The following is a 14,915-nucleotide window of genomic DNA, read 5'->3' on the forward strand; positions in this document are numbered from 1 at the left end:
TCCCACGGTAAATGAAAGCTTAGTTCATTGACCGAAACGAGTGAAAAAGTGCTTCCACGGTAAATGAAAGTCCAGTTCATTTACCCAATCGAAGAAAATAGAGCTCGTAAGTTCAATGAAAGATCGGTTCATTTACCGAAACGAGGGAAAAAGTGCTTTCAAGGTAAATGAAAGCCTAGTTCATTTACCGAAACGAAGAAAACAAAACTCGCAAGGTAAATGAAAGCTCGCTACTATTCAAAACAAATCAAAAGTGATGCTATCCCGCTAACGGGTTCCCTTTTGAGGTGCAAACATTGCAAATGACATCATATTTTTTGTCACAAATATCAATGCAATTATTAATGGAATTCTCTGAGTAAATAACATCAATAAACGCAAAGAAGGGATAGCATAATAGCTATCCCTTAAATTATCTATCTACTCCCGCTTTAAAAATTTGTTGTCTGTTTTTATTGAGTGTCTTCGTCGCTTTTGTACTCCAATATATCACCTGGCTGACAATTCAAAGCCTTACAAATCGCTTCTAATGTTGAAAAACGAACCGCTTTTGCTTTCCCATTTTTCAGAATAGAAAGATTCGCCATAGTAATTCCAACCCTCTCTGAAAGCTCCGTTACGCTCATTTTCCGTTTTGCTAACATAACATCAATATTAATAATAATTGTCATATCCTCCACCTCAGACCGTCAAATCATTTTCTGATTTTATGTTAATTGCTTCTTGGAGAAGCCGTTGGAGGATAGCAGCAAAAACGGCGATAACCAACGAAGCAAAAACGATGATGATTACCATTAATCCAATAGGAGGGTCAACTTTCTTCGCTATAAAATGAAAGAGTGGCAAACCTAATAAATACAAACCACTGATTATAAAAGCACAGCATTTTATGTTCTTTAATGCCTTTACCGATAATTCCGAGAACGCTGTGTTTTCGTCAATGTACCGTAAAAGGTTGAAAGCCTGATAGAGAGCAAAGTAAAAAGGCACAGCCGCTCCATACATCAAGATGAAAATGAGATATTTCAATGGGGCAATATTTGGATATAAATTTGCTGCAAAATTCGCCAAACGGGGTACGAAAAATATACATAAAGCAAGCACTGCAATTCCAGCCAGAAAAATAATTACCTTTAAGAAAATGGTTGAACCTCGTTTACCATTCATATAAAACACCTCACTTATTAAATAACAACATGATTTTAGCACACGATTTATTGTATTACAATAAATTAGTATTGTCTTTTATTATATTATTATTGTTATTCAAATCTCCTTTCAATTGGACAAAAATTAAAAGCATTTCTCATCACAAAGAAATGCTCTTACTTTAAAATTAATAACTTGTTTAACAAAGTAAATCAACAATGAAAGATAACATCAAAGAGTATAATAATATCAAGAAAATAAAAAGCGTGAATTCCTGTGAAATTCACGCAAAAATGTATTGTGAAATTGATTTTTGCACCCCAAAAGAGAACCCGTTACTATTCCGCACCTCTTTTTTACATTATTCCAATATTTCTTTATATTCCTTGCCTTTTTGAACATAAGATTCACTGGACATTTTCAGTAATTGCAAGTCCTTCTCGTTTAACTCACGTACCACTTTTCCTGGTGAGCCGACCACAAGGGAGCGGGGCGGGATTTTGATTCCGCCAGCTAGGAGTGTATTGGCGCCAATAATGCATTCCTCACCAACCTCGACATTATCCAATAGTGTAGAGCCCATTCCGATAATCGAATTCCTGCCAACTTTACATCCATGCAAAATAACATTATGGCCAACGGTAACATCATCCTCAATGATGACGGGAAACCCTTCATATAAGTGGATGGTGGTGTTATCCTGGATGCTGCATCTTTCTCCGACAATAATTGGACCTTCATCGGCCCTTAATACCGCATTAAACCAAACGGTTGAATCCTTCCCAATTTGCACATCCCCGACCAAATAAACCCCTGGTGCGACAAATACAGATTCATGAATCGAAGGGGATTTCCCATTGTATGGAATCTTCATTTTTCATCTCTCCTATGTATTTAGAATCTTCTGAATTCAATATAGCATAAAGAATACTAAAAAAGGTCTCTTGTTTTAAGAAAAATACTCTTTAATTGGCAACTATGCGAATATTCTAAATTTTTGTTGTTTTCATCCACCTTTTTTCTCTAAAATTATCTTGAATACAGAATTTGGAGGAGGTAAAGGAATATGATTGAGAAAGTCGTTGATATTCAGAAATTGGTTGAAGCCGTTGAGGAGGAAGTAGTTGAGTGGCGCAGGCATTTCCATGAAAATCCTGAGCTTTCGTTTAAAGAGTTTGAAACATCCAACTACGTTTTTGAAAAGCTCCAAGCCTTCGGTAGTATCGAAGTTTCAAAAGTAACTCCTACAAGTGTATTGGGACGGATCGTTGGCAGCCATCCAGGCAAAGTAGTGGCCTTAAGAGCAGATATGGATGCGCTCCCAATTCAAGAGGAAACAGGTCTGCCATTCGCCTCCAAAAACAAGGATATCATGCACGCATGTGGTCATGATGGACATACTGCCATGCTTTTAGGAGCCGCAAAGGTCCTTTCTCAATTAAAAGACGAATTAAAAGGGGAAATCAGATTTTTCTTCCAGCATGCTGAAGAGCATTTCCCGGGTGGCGCAGCAGAAATGGTTAAAGCTGGTGTTACAGAAGGAATAGATGGAGTAATTGGACTCCATCTTGCGTCGCAAATTCCTGCTGGCAAATTTTTTGTATGCTATGGTCCTGTAACAGCTGGAACGGATGCTTTTGATATTGAGATCCAAGGTAAAGGTGGACATGGGTCCGCACCTTTTGCAACTGTAGATCCTATTGCAATTGGTGTTCAGATTGTGAATGGAATCAATCAGATTATTTCTCGAAAAGTGGATGCCAGTAAACGTGCAGTCATTTCGGTTACAAAATTTCATGGAGGAACAGCCAATAACATCATCCCTGACCGCGTGACCCTTGGCGGGACAGTTCGTACCTTTGATCCGGAGATCCGCAGTCAAATTCCAGTTTGGATTGAACAAATTACCAAAGGGCTAACCGAAGCCCATGATGCTTCCTATCAATTGAATTATCAGTTTGGATACTCTTCCGTTGTGAATGAGGAGAAGATCACTGCATTGGTGGATCAAACCATTGTGGAAACGTTTGGAGAAAGCAATCGCGTGATTGCCGAAGCCATTATGGGAGGAGAGGATTTCTCAGCATTTTCGGCAGTTGCCCCAGGTTGTTTTGTTTTCTTAGGTGCAGGAAGTGAAAAACCGGAAGAGAATTACCCGCATCATCATCCTAAATTCGATGTGAAAGAAAAGTCACTGATTCTTGGTGTACAGTATTACGTGCAATCAGCCTTAAAATTTTTGAATGAAAAATAGAGGAGGCTAAAATTGTGATTGAAAAAATCGTTGATATTCAAAACTTGGTAGAATCCGTTGAAATGGAGGTGGTCCAATGGCGCAGGCATTTCCATGAAAATCCTGAGCTTTCATTTGAAGAGGTCGAAACCTCTAAATACGTATTTGAAAAACTGCAATCCTTCGGAAATATTGAGGTTTCATGGGTAACTCCTACAAGTGTTATGGGACGCCTTTTTGGCAGACAGCCAGGCAGGGTGATTGGCTTGAGAGCCGATATGGATGCTTTGCCCATTCAAGAGGAAACGGGTTTGCCCTTTGCCTCGCAAAAAAATGGGGTCATGCATGCTTGTGGACATGATGGGCATACGGCCATTCTGCTGGGCGCTGCAAAAGTCCTTTCCCAGTTAAAGGACGAAATAAATGGGGAAATTCGATTTTTCTTTCAACATGCGGAGGAATTGTCCCCTGGCGGTGCACAAGAGATGATCAAGGCAGGGGCAGCAGAGGGGATCGATGGCGTAATTGGGCTTCACCTTGGTTCTCAAGGTCCATTAGGGAAATTTTCCCTTTGTTATGGAGATGTTACAGCAGCATGTGATGATTTTGATATCTTAGTTCAGGGCAAGGGGGGACATGGTTCAGAACCCAATGGAACGGTTGATCCCATAGCGATTGGAGTACAGCTTGTGAATGGGATCAATCAGCTTATTTCCCGCAAAGTGGATGCAAGCAAGCGTGCCGTTATTTCAGTTACCCAGTTCCATGGAGGAACTGCCAATAACATCATACCTGATCGTGTGACGATCGGGGGAACCGTCCGTACGTTTGACCCTGAAATTCGCAAGCAAATTCCAGTTTGGATTGAAAAGTTAACGAAGGGGCTGACAGCGGCTCACGATGCAACCTATCAATTAGACTATAACTTTGGATATAGTCCAACTATAAATGAAGAAAATATTACCTCTCTTGTAGAACATACGATTGTGGAAACCTTTGGGGAAAGCAACTTTGTCCGCTCCCAAGCCTTGATGGGAAGTGAAGATTTCTCAGCTTTTGCCGAGGTTGCTCCAGGCTGTTTTGCCTTCTTGGGCGCAGGAAGCGAAAATCCTGCTGAAAATTATCCGCATCATCATCCAAAATTTGATGTAAAAGAAGAGGCTCTGATTCTTGGGGTTCATTATTTTGTACGGACTTCATTAAAATTTTTAAATGAAAATTAATCATGAAGCGGAAAGAAGCCGGCGGGGCAGTTTGTTTTGCCCATCGCCTGCTTCATTTTTATAGATTCTAAATTTAATTGATTGGGATCTTCACATCCACTATCGTTCCCCATCCGAGCTTACTTCGAATGGTAATTCCGTGTTTTTCTCCATAGGTTAATTGTAACCGCTTGTTCGTATTATAAAGACCGATATGATCAGAAGAGGAATAAGCTGACTCCAATTTTGAGCGAATATCCATTAATTTTTCCGCTCCAATTCCCGTACCATTGTCAATGACCGATACATTTAGGAATGATGCACTGTTTTTGATTCGCACCTTTATGGAAAGAGTTCTTTCCAATCCCGTCATGCCATGCTCGAGCGAATTTTCAATAAGGGGCTGCAGAAAGAGTTTTACAACATAATATTTTTCAATACCCTCATCCAATTCCCATACACATGTAAATTGATCTTTGTGCCTTATCTTTTGAATTTCCACATAACTTTTCGTATGTTTAATTTCATCCTTTAATACCACTAAATCATCATTTGCATCTAAAGAAAAACGAAGGATATTTGCCAAATGATCGATCATATCATTAATTTCATTTGGTCTCTTCGTAAGACTAATAACCTTCCAATTAATCGTTTCCAGTGTATTAAATAAAAAATGAGGATTTAATTGTGATTGATGCATAGATAGTTCCAGTGCTTGCATTTTATACTTTCGTTCTGAAAGAAGAACTTTCATATAGGATTGCTCCATAAAGTTTGTCACGATTTTATGAATAATAAAGCTGTGAACATCCTTTATCACGGTTGGTAAATGTGGGAGAGGTTCTCCTTTTTCTGCTTTATTTAAAATGGTGATAATGGAACGGATGTCGGCGAAATTTCTTTTCGTTAAGAAATAAGCTGAAATTCCCGCAACTATGATTGACAAGAATAGTAGAATTATTGTAACCATAATCAATTGATACGGGAGTTTATAAAGAGAACTCTTCGGAATAGATGAAAAAAACAACCAACTATATTTTTCAGATTCCAATTTAAAAACAATAGAAGCTTCGTTCTGAATTTTCAGGGTGTCGATTTCATTTTGTGTAGTAACCATTCTCTCAATCTCAGAAGAGGTTAAATGGACTGGATGGTTTTCAAAGAGAACCTGGTTAGTCATATCCATCACCAAAATATTTTGTCCTGGCATTTTATATAAACTATTTAGGTAATCTTTCAAATAAGTTGTGTTTACATTCAAGACAATGTAACCAAGATCGCCATTTGCAAGAGTAAAACTTCGATATACGGAAATGACTTCTATTTTTTTAGCGGGAAAATTTTCTGGCTTACGAACGATGGTTCTTTTCTTTGTCCATACTTTATCACTACTATTCTCTTTAATTAAACTCTCGTACCAAGAAGTGTCTTCAAAAGTATTAAGGTCGACCACTCCGCCGGTTGTAGAGGTTAAAAATCGATTTTTGTCATTTTCTATGTAAATGTAAATGGAATCAACATAGGGATGTGCAATAGCAGGGGAATCAATCGTATTTTTGATTGATGCCAGCTTTACATAATCCTCTTGGTCAAGCCATTCTTTTTCTAGCATGTTTTGCAGATCAATAAATTCAACTGCACTAGCGGCAATGGTTAAATTGATCGAATTCAATTCATCAAAGATCATTTCCACATTCATTTGAATTTGATTAAGCAGGTTCAGATTTTCCTGATTAATTTTTTCCTTTAAATTGAAATGAATTAAGGGTATCGCAGCAGATCCTAGAATGAAGATAGGAATGAGCATTGGAATGAGAAGTTTGATTAAATTTTTAATATAAAAGGAGCGTTTAAGTGAGTCCATGTATCATGAGTCCTTAATTTATGAGTCTATATTCTTTCGGACTAATACCGAAATATTTACGGAAAGCTCTCGTGAAATTCTTGGCGTTGCTGTATCCGACCATTTCGCTGACCTCATAGGCCTTATATTGCATCGTTTTTAATAAATTCGCTGCTTCTTCCATTTTTATTTGAAAGACAAAGTCAGAGAAATTTTCTTTAGTTTTTTGTTTAAAATACTTGCTTACATAATGGGGGTTCATAAAAACAATTTGTGCGGCATCTTCTAAGGTGGCGTTTTTATAATTGATTTTTACATAATCTTTTATTTTTTGAATAATAGGGTCCTCATCTTTTACGTTTGTTGCAATTTCCGATAGGGGAGGGGAGGGATTTCTTAGATCGAGTTCTTTCTTGATTTGAGTAAACGCTTCTGTTAAATCCGAAAATTTAGTCGGTTTCAAAATATAATTCTTTACCCCATATTTAATGGCTGACTGAGCATAGTGAAATTCCTGAAAACCGCTTAGAAAAATAGTCATTACAGGTGAATTCTGCTGGTGAATTTCTTTTATCACCTCAATGCCAGTCATGATTGGCATTTGTATGTCACAGAGTAATACATCAGTATTGCCCTCGGAAATCAGCTCCAGTACCTCTTTACCATTTGATGCCTGTCCAATCACTTCGAAACCAATTTCTTCCCATGGGAAAAAGTTTACTAATCCATGCCGGATTTCATATTCATCATCAGCAATCACCAAATTATACATGCGTACACCTCCTGGCAAATTTTATAATATTCAAAATATACAATATTTTTAATAGTTCAACAAGAGGAATCCTTTTTTGCTTGTCAATTAATGATACGAAATGTCAATCCAAGTCCCTTTTTTTCATTACAATACTTTGATTAAATAGTGTTAATCAAGTTAAACGGTAATGAAACAGCTTGTGAAAAGACTGAATATTTTTAATATTATATCTTTGGAAGAGTGGTGAGGGGATGAGACCTTTGCTTGAAGTTAATCAGGTAAAAATTGCCTTTGAGTCGGACAAGGAAGAAGTGATTTCGGTTGAAGAGGTTAGTTTTTCAGTCAAACCGGGTGAAACTATTGGGATTGTGGGTGAATCTGGTTGCGGTAAAAGTGTTACTTCATTGTCGATTATGGGTCTGCTCGGTAAAAACGGAAAAGTAAAAAATGGACATATTTTTTTCGGTGATGAAGATCTGACACAGGTAACACAACAACGACTAAGAGAAATCAGGGGGAATGAAATTTCTATGATTTTTCAGGAACCGATGACCTCCCTAAATCCTGTTTTCAGCATTGGCAATCAAATGATAGAGGGAATTAAGCTTCATCTGAAAATGAATAGTAAGGAAGCAAAGGAATATGCTGTGGAAATGTTAAAAAAGGTTGGTATTCCGAGGGCAAAGGAAATCATGAAGGAGTATCCGCATGCGTTATCGGGAGGGATGAGGCAGAGGGTGATGATCGCCATGGCCTTGGCTTGTAAGCCGAAGCTTCTTATCGCGGATGAACCAACAACAGCACTGGATGTAACGATACAGGCACAAATTTTACATTTGATGAAAAACTTACAAAAGGATTCAGATACGGCTATCATGCTCATTACCCATGATCTTGGAGTTATTGCCGAGACTGCCGATCGAGTCATTGTCATGTACGCAGGGCAGGTCGTGGAGGAGGCCGATGTATTCACGCTTTTTAAGGAACCAAAGCATCCTTATACACAAGGGTTAATGGCGTCCATCCCTCATTTGGAATATGAAAATGAACAGCGGCTTGCCTCGATTCCTGGTTCAGTTCCAAGTTTGAAGAATATGCCGCAAGGCTGCAGATTTCATGCTAGATGTCCTAATGCCACAAAGCGATGCCAGCAGGAGCAGCCTAGACTTGAGCAAATTCAGGAAGGGCACAAAGTGAGATGCTGGTTAATCGAGGATGTTCAACCGGGTATGATTACTGGAATGCCAAAGGAGGCATTAGTCAAATGACCATCACGATGGAAAAGGGAACAAATCCTCTATTAAGAGTAGAAAAATTAAAAACCTATTATCCTATTAAAAAAGGGATCCTTTCTAGAACGGTTGGACATGTTAAAGCAGTGGATGGGGTCGATTTTTTCATTAAATCCGGTGAAACACTTGGATTGGTAGGGGAATCTGGCTGTGGTAAATCAACCATTGGAAAAACACTTGTAAGGCTTGAAAATGCATCAGAGGGCAAAGTCTTCTTTCAGGAGCAGGAAATTACGGAAGCAAATAGTGAAACGATGAAAAGTATTCGCAGGGACCTGCAAATAATTTTTCAAGATCCATATTCTTCTTTAAATCCTAGGAAGCGAATTAAGGATCTATTAGAGGAGCCGATGAAAATTCATCGAGTAGTGGAGAAAGAAAACCTCCATAAACGAGTGGATGAACTTCTTGAATTGGTCGGATTACCTAAGAGTTATAAAAATCGTTATCCTCATGAATTTTCCGGCGGTCAAAGGCAGCGGATTGGAATTGCTAGAGCCTTATCTCTTAATCCAAAATTGATCATTTGTGATGAACCCGTTTCTGCTTTGGATGTTTCGATTCAGGCTCAAATCCTAAATCTTTTAAAGGATTTGCAAAAGGAATTTAACCTTACGTATTTATTTATTGCCCACGGATTAGGTGCCGTGAAATACATCAGTGATCGAATTGCCGTCATGTATTTAGGGAAAATCGTTGAAGTAGCGAAAACAGAAGAAATTTTTCGTAATCCAAAGCATCCTTATACTAAGGCATTATTAAGCTCCTATCCTATTCCGAACCCTGAACTAAGGTCGAAAGAAAGAATCATCATACCTGGCGATGTGCCGAGCCCAGCAAATCCGCCGAGCGGATGCAGTTTTCATACACGGTGCCCCATCGCAACCGCGATTTGCCGGGAGCAAAGTCCGGTTCTTAAAGGGATGGAACATAGCGTTGCATGCTTTGCCATTAATGAAGCGTAAGAAGATACGTTTTAGAAGGAGGGGGCAAATTTGGTTCCATATATAATTCGCAGGCTATTAATTGCGATTCCAGTCTTATTTGGGGTTACGATTGTCAACTTTATCATTATTAATATGGCGCCAGGGAACCCGGTTGATATGTATGTTGACCCAAACACTTCACAAGAGCTTCTCAATTTACGGAAAGAACAATTAGGCTTGAATGACCCTTTATGGGTTCAATTTTTTCATTGGCTGGGTAATCTGGTGCAGGGCAATTTGGGCTACTCGTTTTCTACCTATGAACCTGTTTCGAAAGTGATTTTAGAAAGGATTGGCCCTACTTTTCAATTAACGTTTCTTGCCCTTATCATAGGGTTAATTATTGCGTTGCCAATCGGAATTATGAGTGCAGTAAAGCAATATAGCAAAATTGATTATTTGGCGACCGGTACTTCCTTTTTTGGGATCTCCATTCCGCATTTTTTCCTTGGCTTGGGTCTTATTTATATCTTCGCTGTACAATTACAATGGCTGCCTGCAGGAGGGATGTCGACCCTCGGGAGTGAAGATGATTTCTTCGATAAGATCAAGCATCTCATCCTACCGGTTATGGTTTTGGCGGTCGGAATTGCCGGTCAATACGTCCGCTATGTCAGAGCAAGTCTTCTAGAGGTACTGGGACAGGATTATTTGCGGACTGCCAGGGCTAAGGGATTAAAAGAAATCGTCATAACCAATAAACATGCTTTAAAAAATGCACTCATTCCGATTATCACGATTATCGGTCTTGAAATTCCTTTTTTACTTGGAGGGGCGGTTATTACGGAACAGGTCTTTCAGTGGCCAGGAATGGGACAACTTACCATCCAATCCATCATGTCGAGGGATTATCCAACTCTGATGGCGCTCAATCTTTTAACAGCTTTTATGGTTTTATTTGCAAATCTATTTACGGACATACTCTATTCGTTTGTGGATCCACGGATTAAATATAAGTAGGAGAGGAGGGATCGTTTATGCCGATGCTGGAAACTGGTATCAAAAATGAAGTGGAAATACCACCCATTTCCAATACAGAGCTGGGGAAGGAGGAAACACCTTTACAGCTTATCGTAAAACGCTTTATGAAGCATCGTTTAGCGGTGGCGGGGAGTATTTTTATGCTTTTCATTATCCTCGTTGCCATTTTTGCTCCTTGGATTGCACCAAAGGAACCCTTTCAGGTTTATGATGAATTTTCAGCGCCGCCATCCGCGGAGCACTGGTTAGGCACCGATCAAGTTGGACGGGATCTTTTTACCCGCTTGATCTATGCTTCCCGGGTATCGATGGTTGTCGGCCTTGGTGCCGTTTTGATTTATAGTATCATAGGTACGATTGTCGGGGCGGTTTCAGGCTACTTTGGAGGATGGGTAGATATCGTGTTAATGCGCTTAACCGATGTCTTCATGTCATTCCCAAGCCTGATGTTAATCCTTGTAGTCGTCAGTATTCTCGGACCTAATTTGTTAAATATTATCTGGATATTGGGACTTCTCGGCTGGCCGTCCGTTGCCAGACTTGTCCGGGGCAGCGTTCTTTCATTAAAGCATGTTGATTTTGTGAAATCTGGGGTGGTGCTTGGGTTAAGTACTCCAAGGATTTTATTTCAGCATATATTGCCAAATGCGATTGCACCTATTCTTGTCCAGGCAACGTTTGGAATAGCGGCTGCTATCATTGTAGAAGCATCGCTTAGTTTTCTGGGCATGGGGGTACAGCCGCCAACAGCGAGCTGGGGAAATATGCTGACTGATGCCCAATCCTTAACGGTATTAACCTCGCAGCCATGGCTTTGGGTTCCTCCAGGGATAATGATTGTTCTAGTTGTTTTAGCTATCAATTTTATCGGAGACGGGCTGCGTGATGCACTTGATCCGAAAACATTGAAATAGTTCTGTATAAAGCTAATCAAATATTTTATAAGGAAAAGAGGGACAGAGATGAGAATAGGGAAGGTAAGGTTTTTAACCATTTTTTCCATTGCTTTGCTGCTATTTTTAAGTGCATGTTCTGGTGCAAATGAAACATCGTCTTCATCAAAGGACAAAGGAAAGGGGAATACAGCTGCAAGTTTGGGTGATACCATTGTGGTGGGGGTTTCAAACGCCATAGGTACACTTAATCCGATCAACGCCCGTGATTTAGGAGCTATGACTCTATCATCGATTCTATTCGACCCTTTCTTTGAGCTAAACGAAAATATGGAATTCCAATTTAAGTTAGCAGAAAGCTTTGAAACAAAAGATAATCAAGCCTTTACAATTAAACTTAATTCAAAAGCAAATTGGACGGATGGAAAGCCTGTTACAACAGAGGATGTTAAATTCACCTTCGACACTTTAGCAAATCCTGCTGTTCAAAGCGTTGGCCTGAAAACTCTTAATATCATTGAAGGTTTAGATGATAATGGGCAGCTGCCTAAAGGGGAAAAAACGGTAAAAGGTATCGAAATAGTCGATGAGAAAACGTTTATCATTCATACAAAAAAACCGACTGACCCTAACTATATTAAAGGGAACCTAATCAATATCCGAACCATTCCGAGCCATATCCTAAAAGATAAAGATCCTGCAAAGCTTCATCAAGATCCATTTATGCTGAAACCGACTGTAACAGATGGTGCTTATACACTTGTAAATTTCAAAGGAGAAACACAGGTGGAATATAAAGCGAACCCTGATTATTACCGAGGGGCACCGAAGACTGAAAAGCTTTTCTTTAAAGTTGTGCCTCAAGCCAATATGACTGCACAGCTGCAAACGGGTGAAATTCATTTGAATTACCCATCCACTGGAGCCATTGCCATCCAAGATGTTGAAAAGGTGAAAAATATGGCGAATGTCGAGGCTGTAGACGGCAAAGGCTATGATTATCAAGAAATCTACATGAATACTAAAACATTTACTGATCCGAAGATGCGTCAAGCTATTGCCTATGCGATTAACCGACCTCAAATTGTTGACAAGCTATTAAAAGGTAAGGCTGAGATCATTGATGGGCCGTATACAAAACTCCACCCTTATTTTGATAAAGATATTAAGAACTATGAATATGATCCGGAGAAGGCAAAGAAGCTTATTGAGGAATCAGGCTGGGATAAGAGTAAGCCAATTCGCGTCAATGTTCCAATTGGCAACCAAGTTCGTGAACAATCAGCCGTTATTATAGCTGAGAATTTAAAAGCAGTCGGTTTAAATGTTCAAATCCAAAAATTTGATTTCCCTACCCATATGCAAAAAGGGGCAAAACATGATTTTGATTTAATGTTCCTTGGAATACCTTATCAAGTGGATCCTGATGTAAGTGCCTTCTATGGAACAGGCGGACCTTATAACTTTGCCGGTTATAGCAATCCAGAGTTGGATGAATTGTTGAATAAAGGAAAATTAGAACCAAATCCTGAAAATCGCAGAGTCATTTACAATAAAGTTCAAGAAATTTTACATGAAGACGTGCCTACTATTTCCCTTTATTCCGATTACTTGATGGGAGCCGTATCTAAAAAGGTAAAAGTAGGTTTACCAAAACAATTTGGTATGTTCTATAATGTTCAAGATTGGGTAGTACAAAAATAATAGCATTAGGAAGAGACTACTTTCCTTAATGAATGTGGTCTCTTTTTTTAGTTTAACTATATTTTAAATGAAGTTGTCGAGTAATCAATCATCTTTGGTATTATATATAGAAGAAATATGTCAAACAATTTTTATGGCTAGGGGGAGCGGCAATGTCAAAAATGATTTTTACCAATGGAAAAATCTATACGCTTGATTCGAATTTGCCATTAGTGGAAACAGTTGTGATTGAAAATGGCAGAATTATTGATTTAGGAAGTCATCACGATATGGTTCTTCAATGGGGAAGAGACGATGCTGAAATCATTGATTTACAGGGCAGAACAGTTACACCAGGTCTGATTGACAGCCACTTGCATCTCTCAGGTGTTGCTTTTAATCTTTTAGACCTCAATTTAACAGGAGTGAAGTCCAAAAGCGAAATGCTTAGGAAAATTGAGGAACGGGCGAAAACCGTTGCTCCAGGGACCTGGCTTGTTGGTATGGGCTGGGATGAAAATCTTTTCACTGAGGGCACCATTCCGACCATCGCGGAGCTGGATTATGTTGCACCGCATTGTCCCATTTACCTAAAGCGAATATGCACCCATGCATTTTTGGTGAATAGCAAGGCATTAGAAATAAGCGGGTACCATCCTTCTGTTGAAGTGCCGGTTGGTGGAACCGTAGTTATGGATCCAGTTTCGAAAAAGCCGAATGGTCTTCTGTTGGAATCTGCCTCCAAGCTCGTGACGAAAAACATTCCGGATAAAACTTACGAGGAATTAAAAAGTGGTTTGCGAAATGCCATGAATTTTGCCATTTCGAAGGGGTTAACTAGTGTACATACCAATGACCCTGCTTATTTAGGAGGGCTTGATCAAACGTATCGATTGTATGATGAGTTACTGAACCAGGAGCAAGTTGGATTACGGAGTAATCTCCTCATTGATTATCCTTTTCTTAAACGATTGAAAGAAAGAGAAATGCATGCTGGCTTTGGTAATGAGAGGCTCCAAATAGGGGCTATCAAAATTTTTGCTGATGGGGCCTTCGGCCGGAGAACAGCACTGCTTTCTGAACCGTATCATGACGCTCCAAGCGAATTTGGGGATGCGATGCTTGATCAGGATGCCCTATATGAGATTGTTAAGGAGGCCCGAGACTTTTCCATGCCTATTGCCGTACACACCATTGGAGACAAAGCGTTGGAAAATGTTTTAGACATCCTCGACCAGTTTCCGACAGTGGGCCATCGTGACCGCATCATTCATACCTCTCTGGTTCGTCCGGATTTAATCCGGAGATTAGCGGACAGGAGTCGAATTGCTGACATCCAGCCAAGATTTGTCGTAGGGGACTATCCATGGGTACGCGAAAGAGTAGGAGAGGTACGGGAGCAATATTTATATGCGTGGAAAACTTTATTGTCTGCAGACGTCTTGTGTGCGGGAGGTTCTGATGCACCAGTAGAGCCTGTTGACCCTTTGCTTGGTATCCATGCAGCCGTAACCCGGAGAGCTCCAGGACAAACACATGAAGGCTGGAATGCGAATGAAAAGTTATCTATGTTGGAAGCAATTAAATTGTTTACAATAGGCGGAGCCTACGCCACCAATGAAGAACATATAAAAGGAACCATCTCACGAGGTAAACTGGCCGATATGACTGTCTATTCCAAAAACCTAATGACAATGGAAAACCCAGATGAACTCCTCACAACTGAGATCGAAATGACCATCATAAACGGCGAAATAAAATACCATTAATGGTGTTATCAATGGTGTTATCAATGGTGTCAGGCACCATTCGTGGACATTTGTCCTCCTGGAGAGGACAAATGTCTTTTTTAAAATGTAAGCGCTTTATAAATTGTCTAAATATAAAAAATAGTCAAAA

Annotated in this window: 13 protein-coding genes; 8 read left to right on the top strand and 5 right to left on the bottom strand. The window is 39.5% G+C overall.

The window, feature by feature from the left end; translation table 11 throughout:
- Nucleotides 1–452: 452 nt before the first annotated feature.
- The 3 genes from V7161_RS04700 to V7161_RS04710 form a co-directional block, all read right to left on the bottom strand.
- Nucleotides 453–680 (bottom strand): helix-turn-helix domain-containing protein, encoded by a 228-nt coding sequence (locus V7161_RS04700; RefSeq protein ID WP_223590153.1) that lies wholly within the window; start codon nucleotides 678–680, stop codon nucleotides 453–455.
- Between the two features lies 1 nt (nucleotide 681).
- Nucleotides 682–1,167 carry a DUF2975 domain-containing protein gene (locus V7161_RS04705; RefSeq protein WP_335442666.1) on the bottom strand — a complete coding sequence of 162 codons (486 nt, stop codon included), beginning with the start codon at nucleotides 1,165–1,167 and terminating at the stop codon, nucleotides 682–684.
- A 343-nt stretch (nucleotides 1,168–1,510) separates the two neighbouring features.
- Nucleotides 1,511–2,023 carry a gamma carbonic anhydrase family protein gene (locus tag V7161_RS04710; RefSeq protein WP_335442667.1) on the bottom strand — a complete coding sequence of 171 codons (513 nt, stop codon included), beginning with the start codon at nucleotides 2,021–2,023 and terminating at the stop codon, nucleotides 1,511–1,513.
- Nucleotides 2,024–2,215: 192 nt separating this feature from the next.
- On the opposite strand from V7161_RS04710, the gene V7161_RS04715 reads away from it, so the two are divergent.
- Nucleotides 2,216–3,403: a M20 metallopeptidase family protein gene (locus tag V7161_RS04715; protein WP_335442669.1), complete on the top strand. Its 1,188-nt coding sequence runs from the start codon at nucleotides 2,216–2,218 to the stop codon at nucleotides 3,401–3,403.
- Between the two features lie 14 nt (nucleotides 3,404–3,417).
- Nucleotides 3,418–4,605 carry a M20 metallopeptidase family protein gene (locus V7161_RS04720; RefSeq protein WP_335442671.1) on the top strand — a complete coding sequence of 396 codons (1,188 nt, stop codon included), beginning with the start codon at nucleotides 3,418–3,420 and terminating at the stop codon, nucleotides 4,603–4,605.
- Nucleotides 4,606–4,678: 73 nt separating this feature from the next.
- Here the strand turns inward: V7161_RS04720 and V7161_RS04725 are convergent, their stop codons facing one another.
- A complete protein-coding gene (locus tag V7161_RS04725) occupies nucleotides 4,679–6,448 on the bottom strand; it encodes a sensor histidine kinase (protein WP_335442672.1) in 1,770 nt (589 codons plus the stop codon).
- Between the two features lie 13 nt (nucleotides 6,449–6,461).
- Nucleotides 6,462–7,199, bottom strand: a complete 738-nt coding sequence (locus tag V7161_RS04730; RefSeq protein WP_335442673.1) for a response regulator transcription factor — start codon at nucleotides 7,197–7,199, stop codon at nucleotides 6,462–6,464.
- A gap of 233 nt (nucleotides 7,200–7,432) precedes the next feature.
- Here V7161_RS04730 and V7161_RS04735 point away from each other — a divergent pair, with 233 nt between their 5' ends.
- The 6 genes from V7161_RS04735 (at nucleotide 7,433) to V7161_RS04760 (ending at nucleotide 14,785) form a co-directional block, all read left to right on the top strand.
- On the top strand, nucleotides 7,433–8,449 hold the full coding sequence (locus V7161_RS04735; RefSeq protein ID WP_335442675.1) for an ABC transporter ATP-binding protein: 1,017 nt from the start codon (nucleotides 7,433–7,435) through the stop codon (nucleotides 8,447–8,449).
- On the top strand, nucleotides 8,446–9,438 hold the full coding sequence (locus tag V7161_RS04740) for an ABC transporter ATP-binding protein (RefSeq protein ID WP_335442677.1): 993 nt from the start codon (nucleotides 8,446–8,448) through the stop codon (nucleotides 9,436–9,438). The genes V7161_RS04735 and V7161_RS04740 overlap by 4 nt, the downstream gene beginning before the upstream one ends.
- Before the next feature lie 30 nt (nucleotides 9,439–9,468).
- Nucleotides 9,469–10,419: an ABC transporter permease gene (locus V7161_RS04745; RefSeq protein ID WP_335442678.1), complete on the top strand. Its 951-nt coding sequence runs from the start codon at nucleotides 9,469–9,471 to the stop codon at nucleotides 10,417–10,419.
- 17 nt (nucleotides 10,420–10,436) lie between these two features.
- Entirely contained in the window at nucleotides 10,437–11,354 is a 918-nt protein-coding gene (gene opp4C, locus V7161_RS04750; RefSeq protein ID WP_335442679.1) for an oligopeptide ABC transporter permease, read from the top strand.
- A 48-nt stretch (nucleotides 11,355–11,402) separates the two neighbouring features.
- Nucleotides 11,403–13,037, top strand: a complete 1,635-nt coding sequence (locus V7161_RS04755) for an ABC transporter substrate-binding protein (protein ID WP_335442680.1) — start codon at nucleotides 11,403–11,405, stop codon at nucleotides 13,035–13,037.
- Between the two features lie 152 nt (nucleotides 13,038–13,189).
- Nucleotides 13,190–14,785, top strand: a complete 1,596-nt coding sequence (locus tag V7161_RS04760; protein WP_335442681.1) for an amidohydrolase — start codon at nucleotides 13,190–13,192, stop codon at nucleotides 14,783–14,785.
- Nucleotides 14,786–14,915 lie beyond the last annotated feature (130 nt).

Source organism: Neobacillus drentensis, assembly GCF_036965425.1.
Taxonomy (GTDB): domain Bacteria; phylum Bacillota; class Bacilli; order Bacillales; family Cytobacillaceae; genus Neobacillus; species Neobacillus drentensis_F.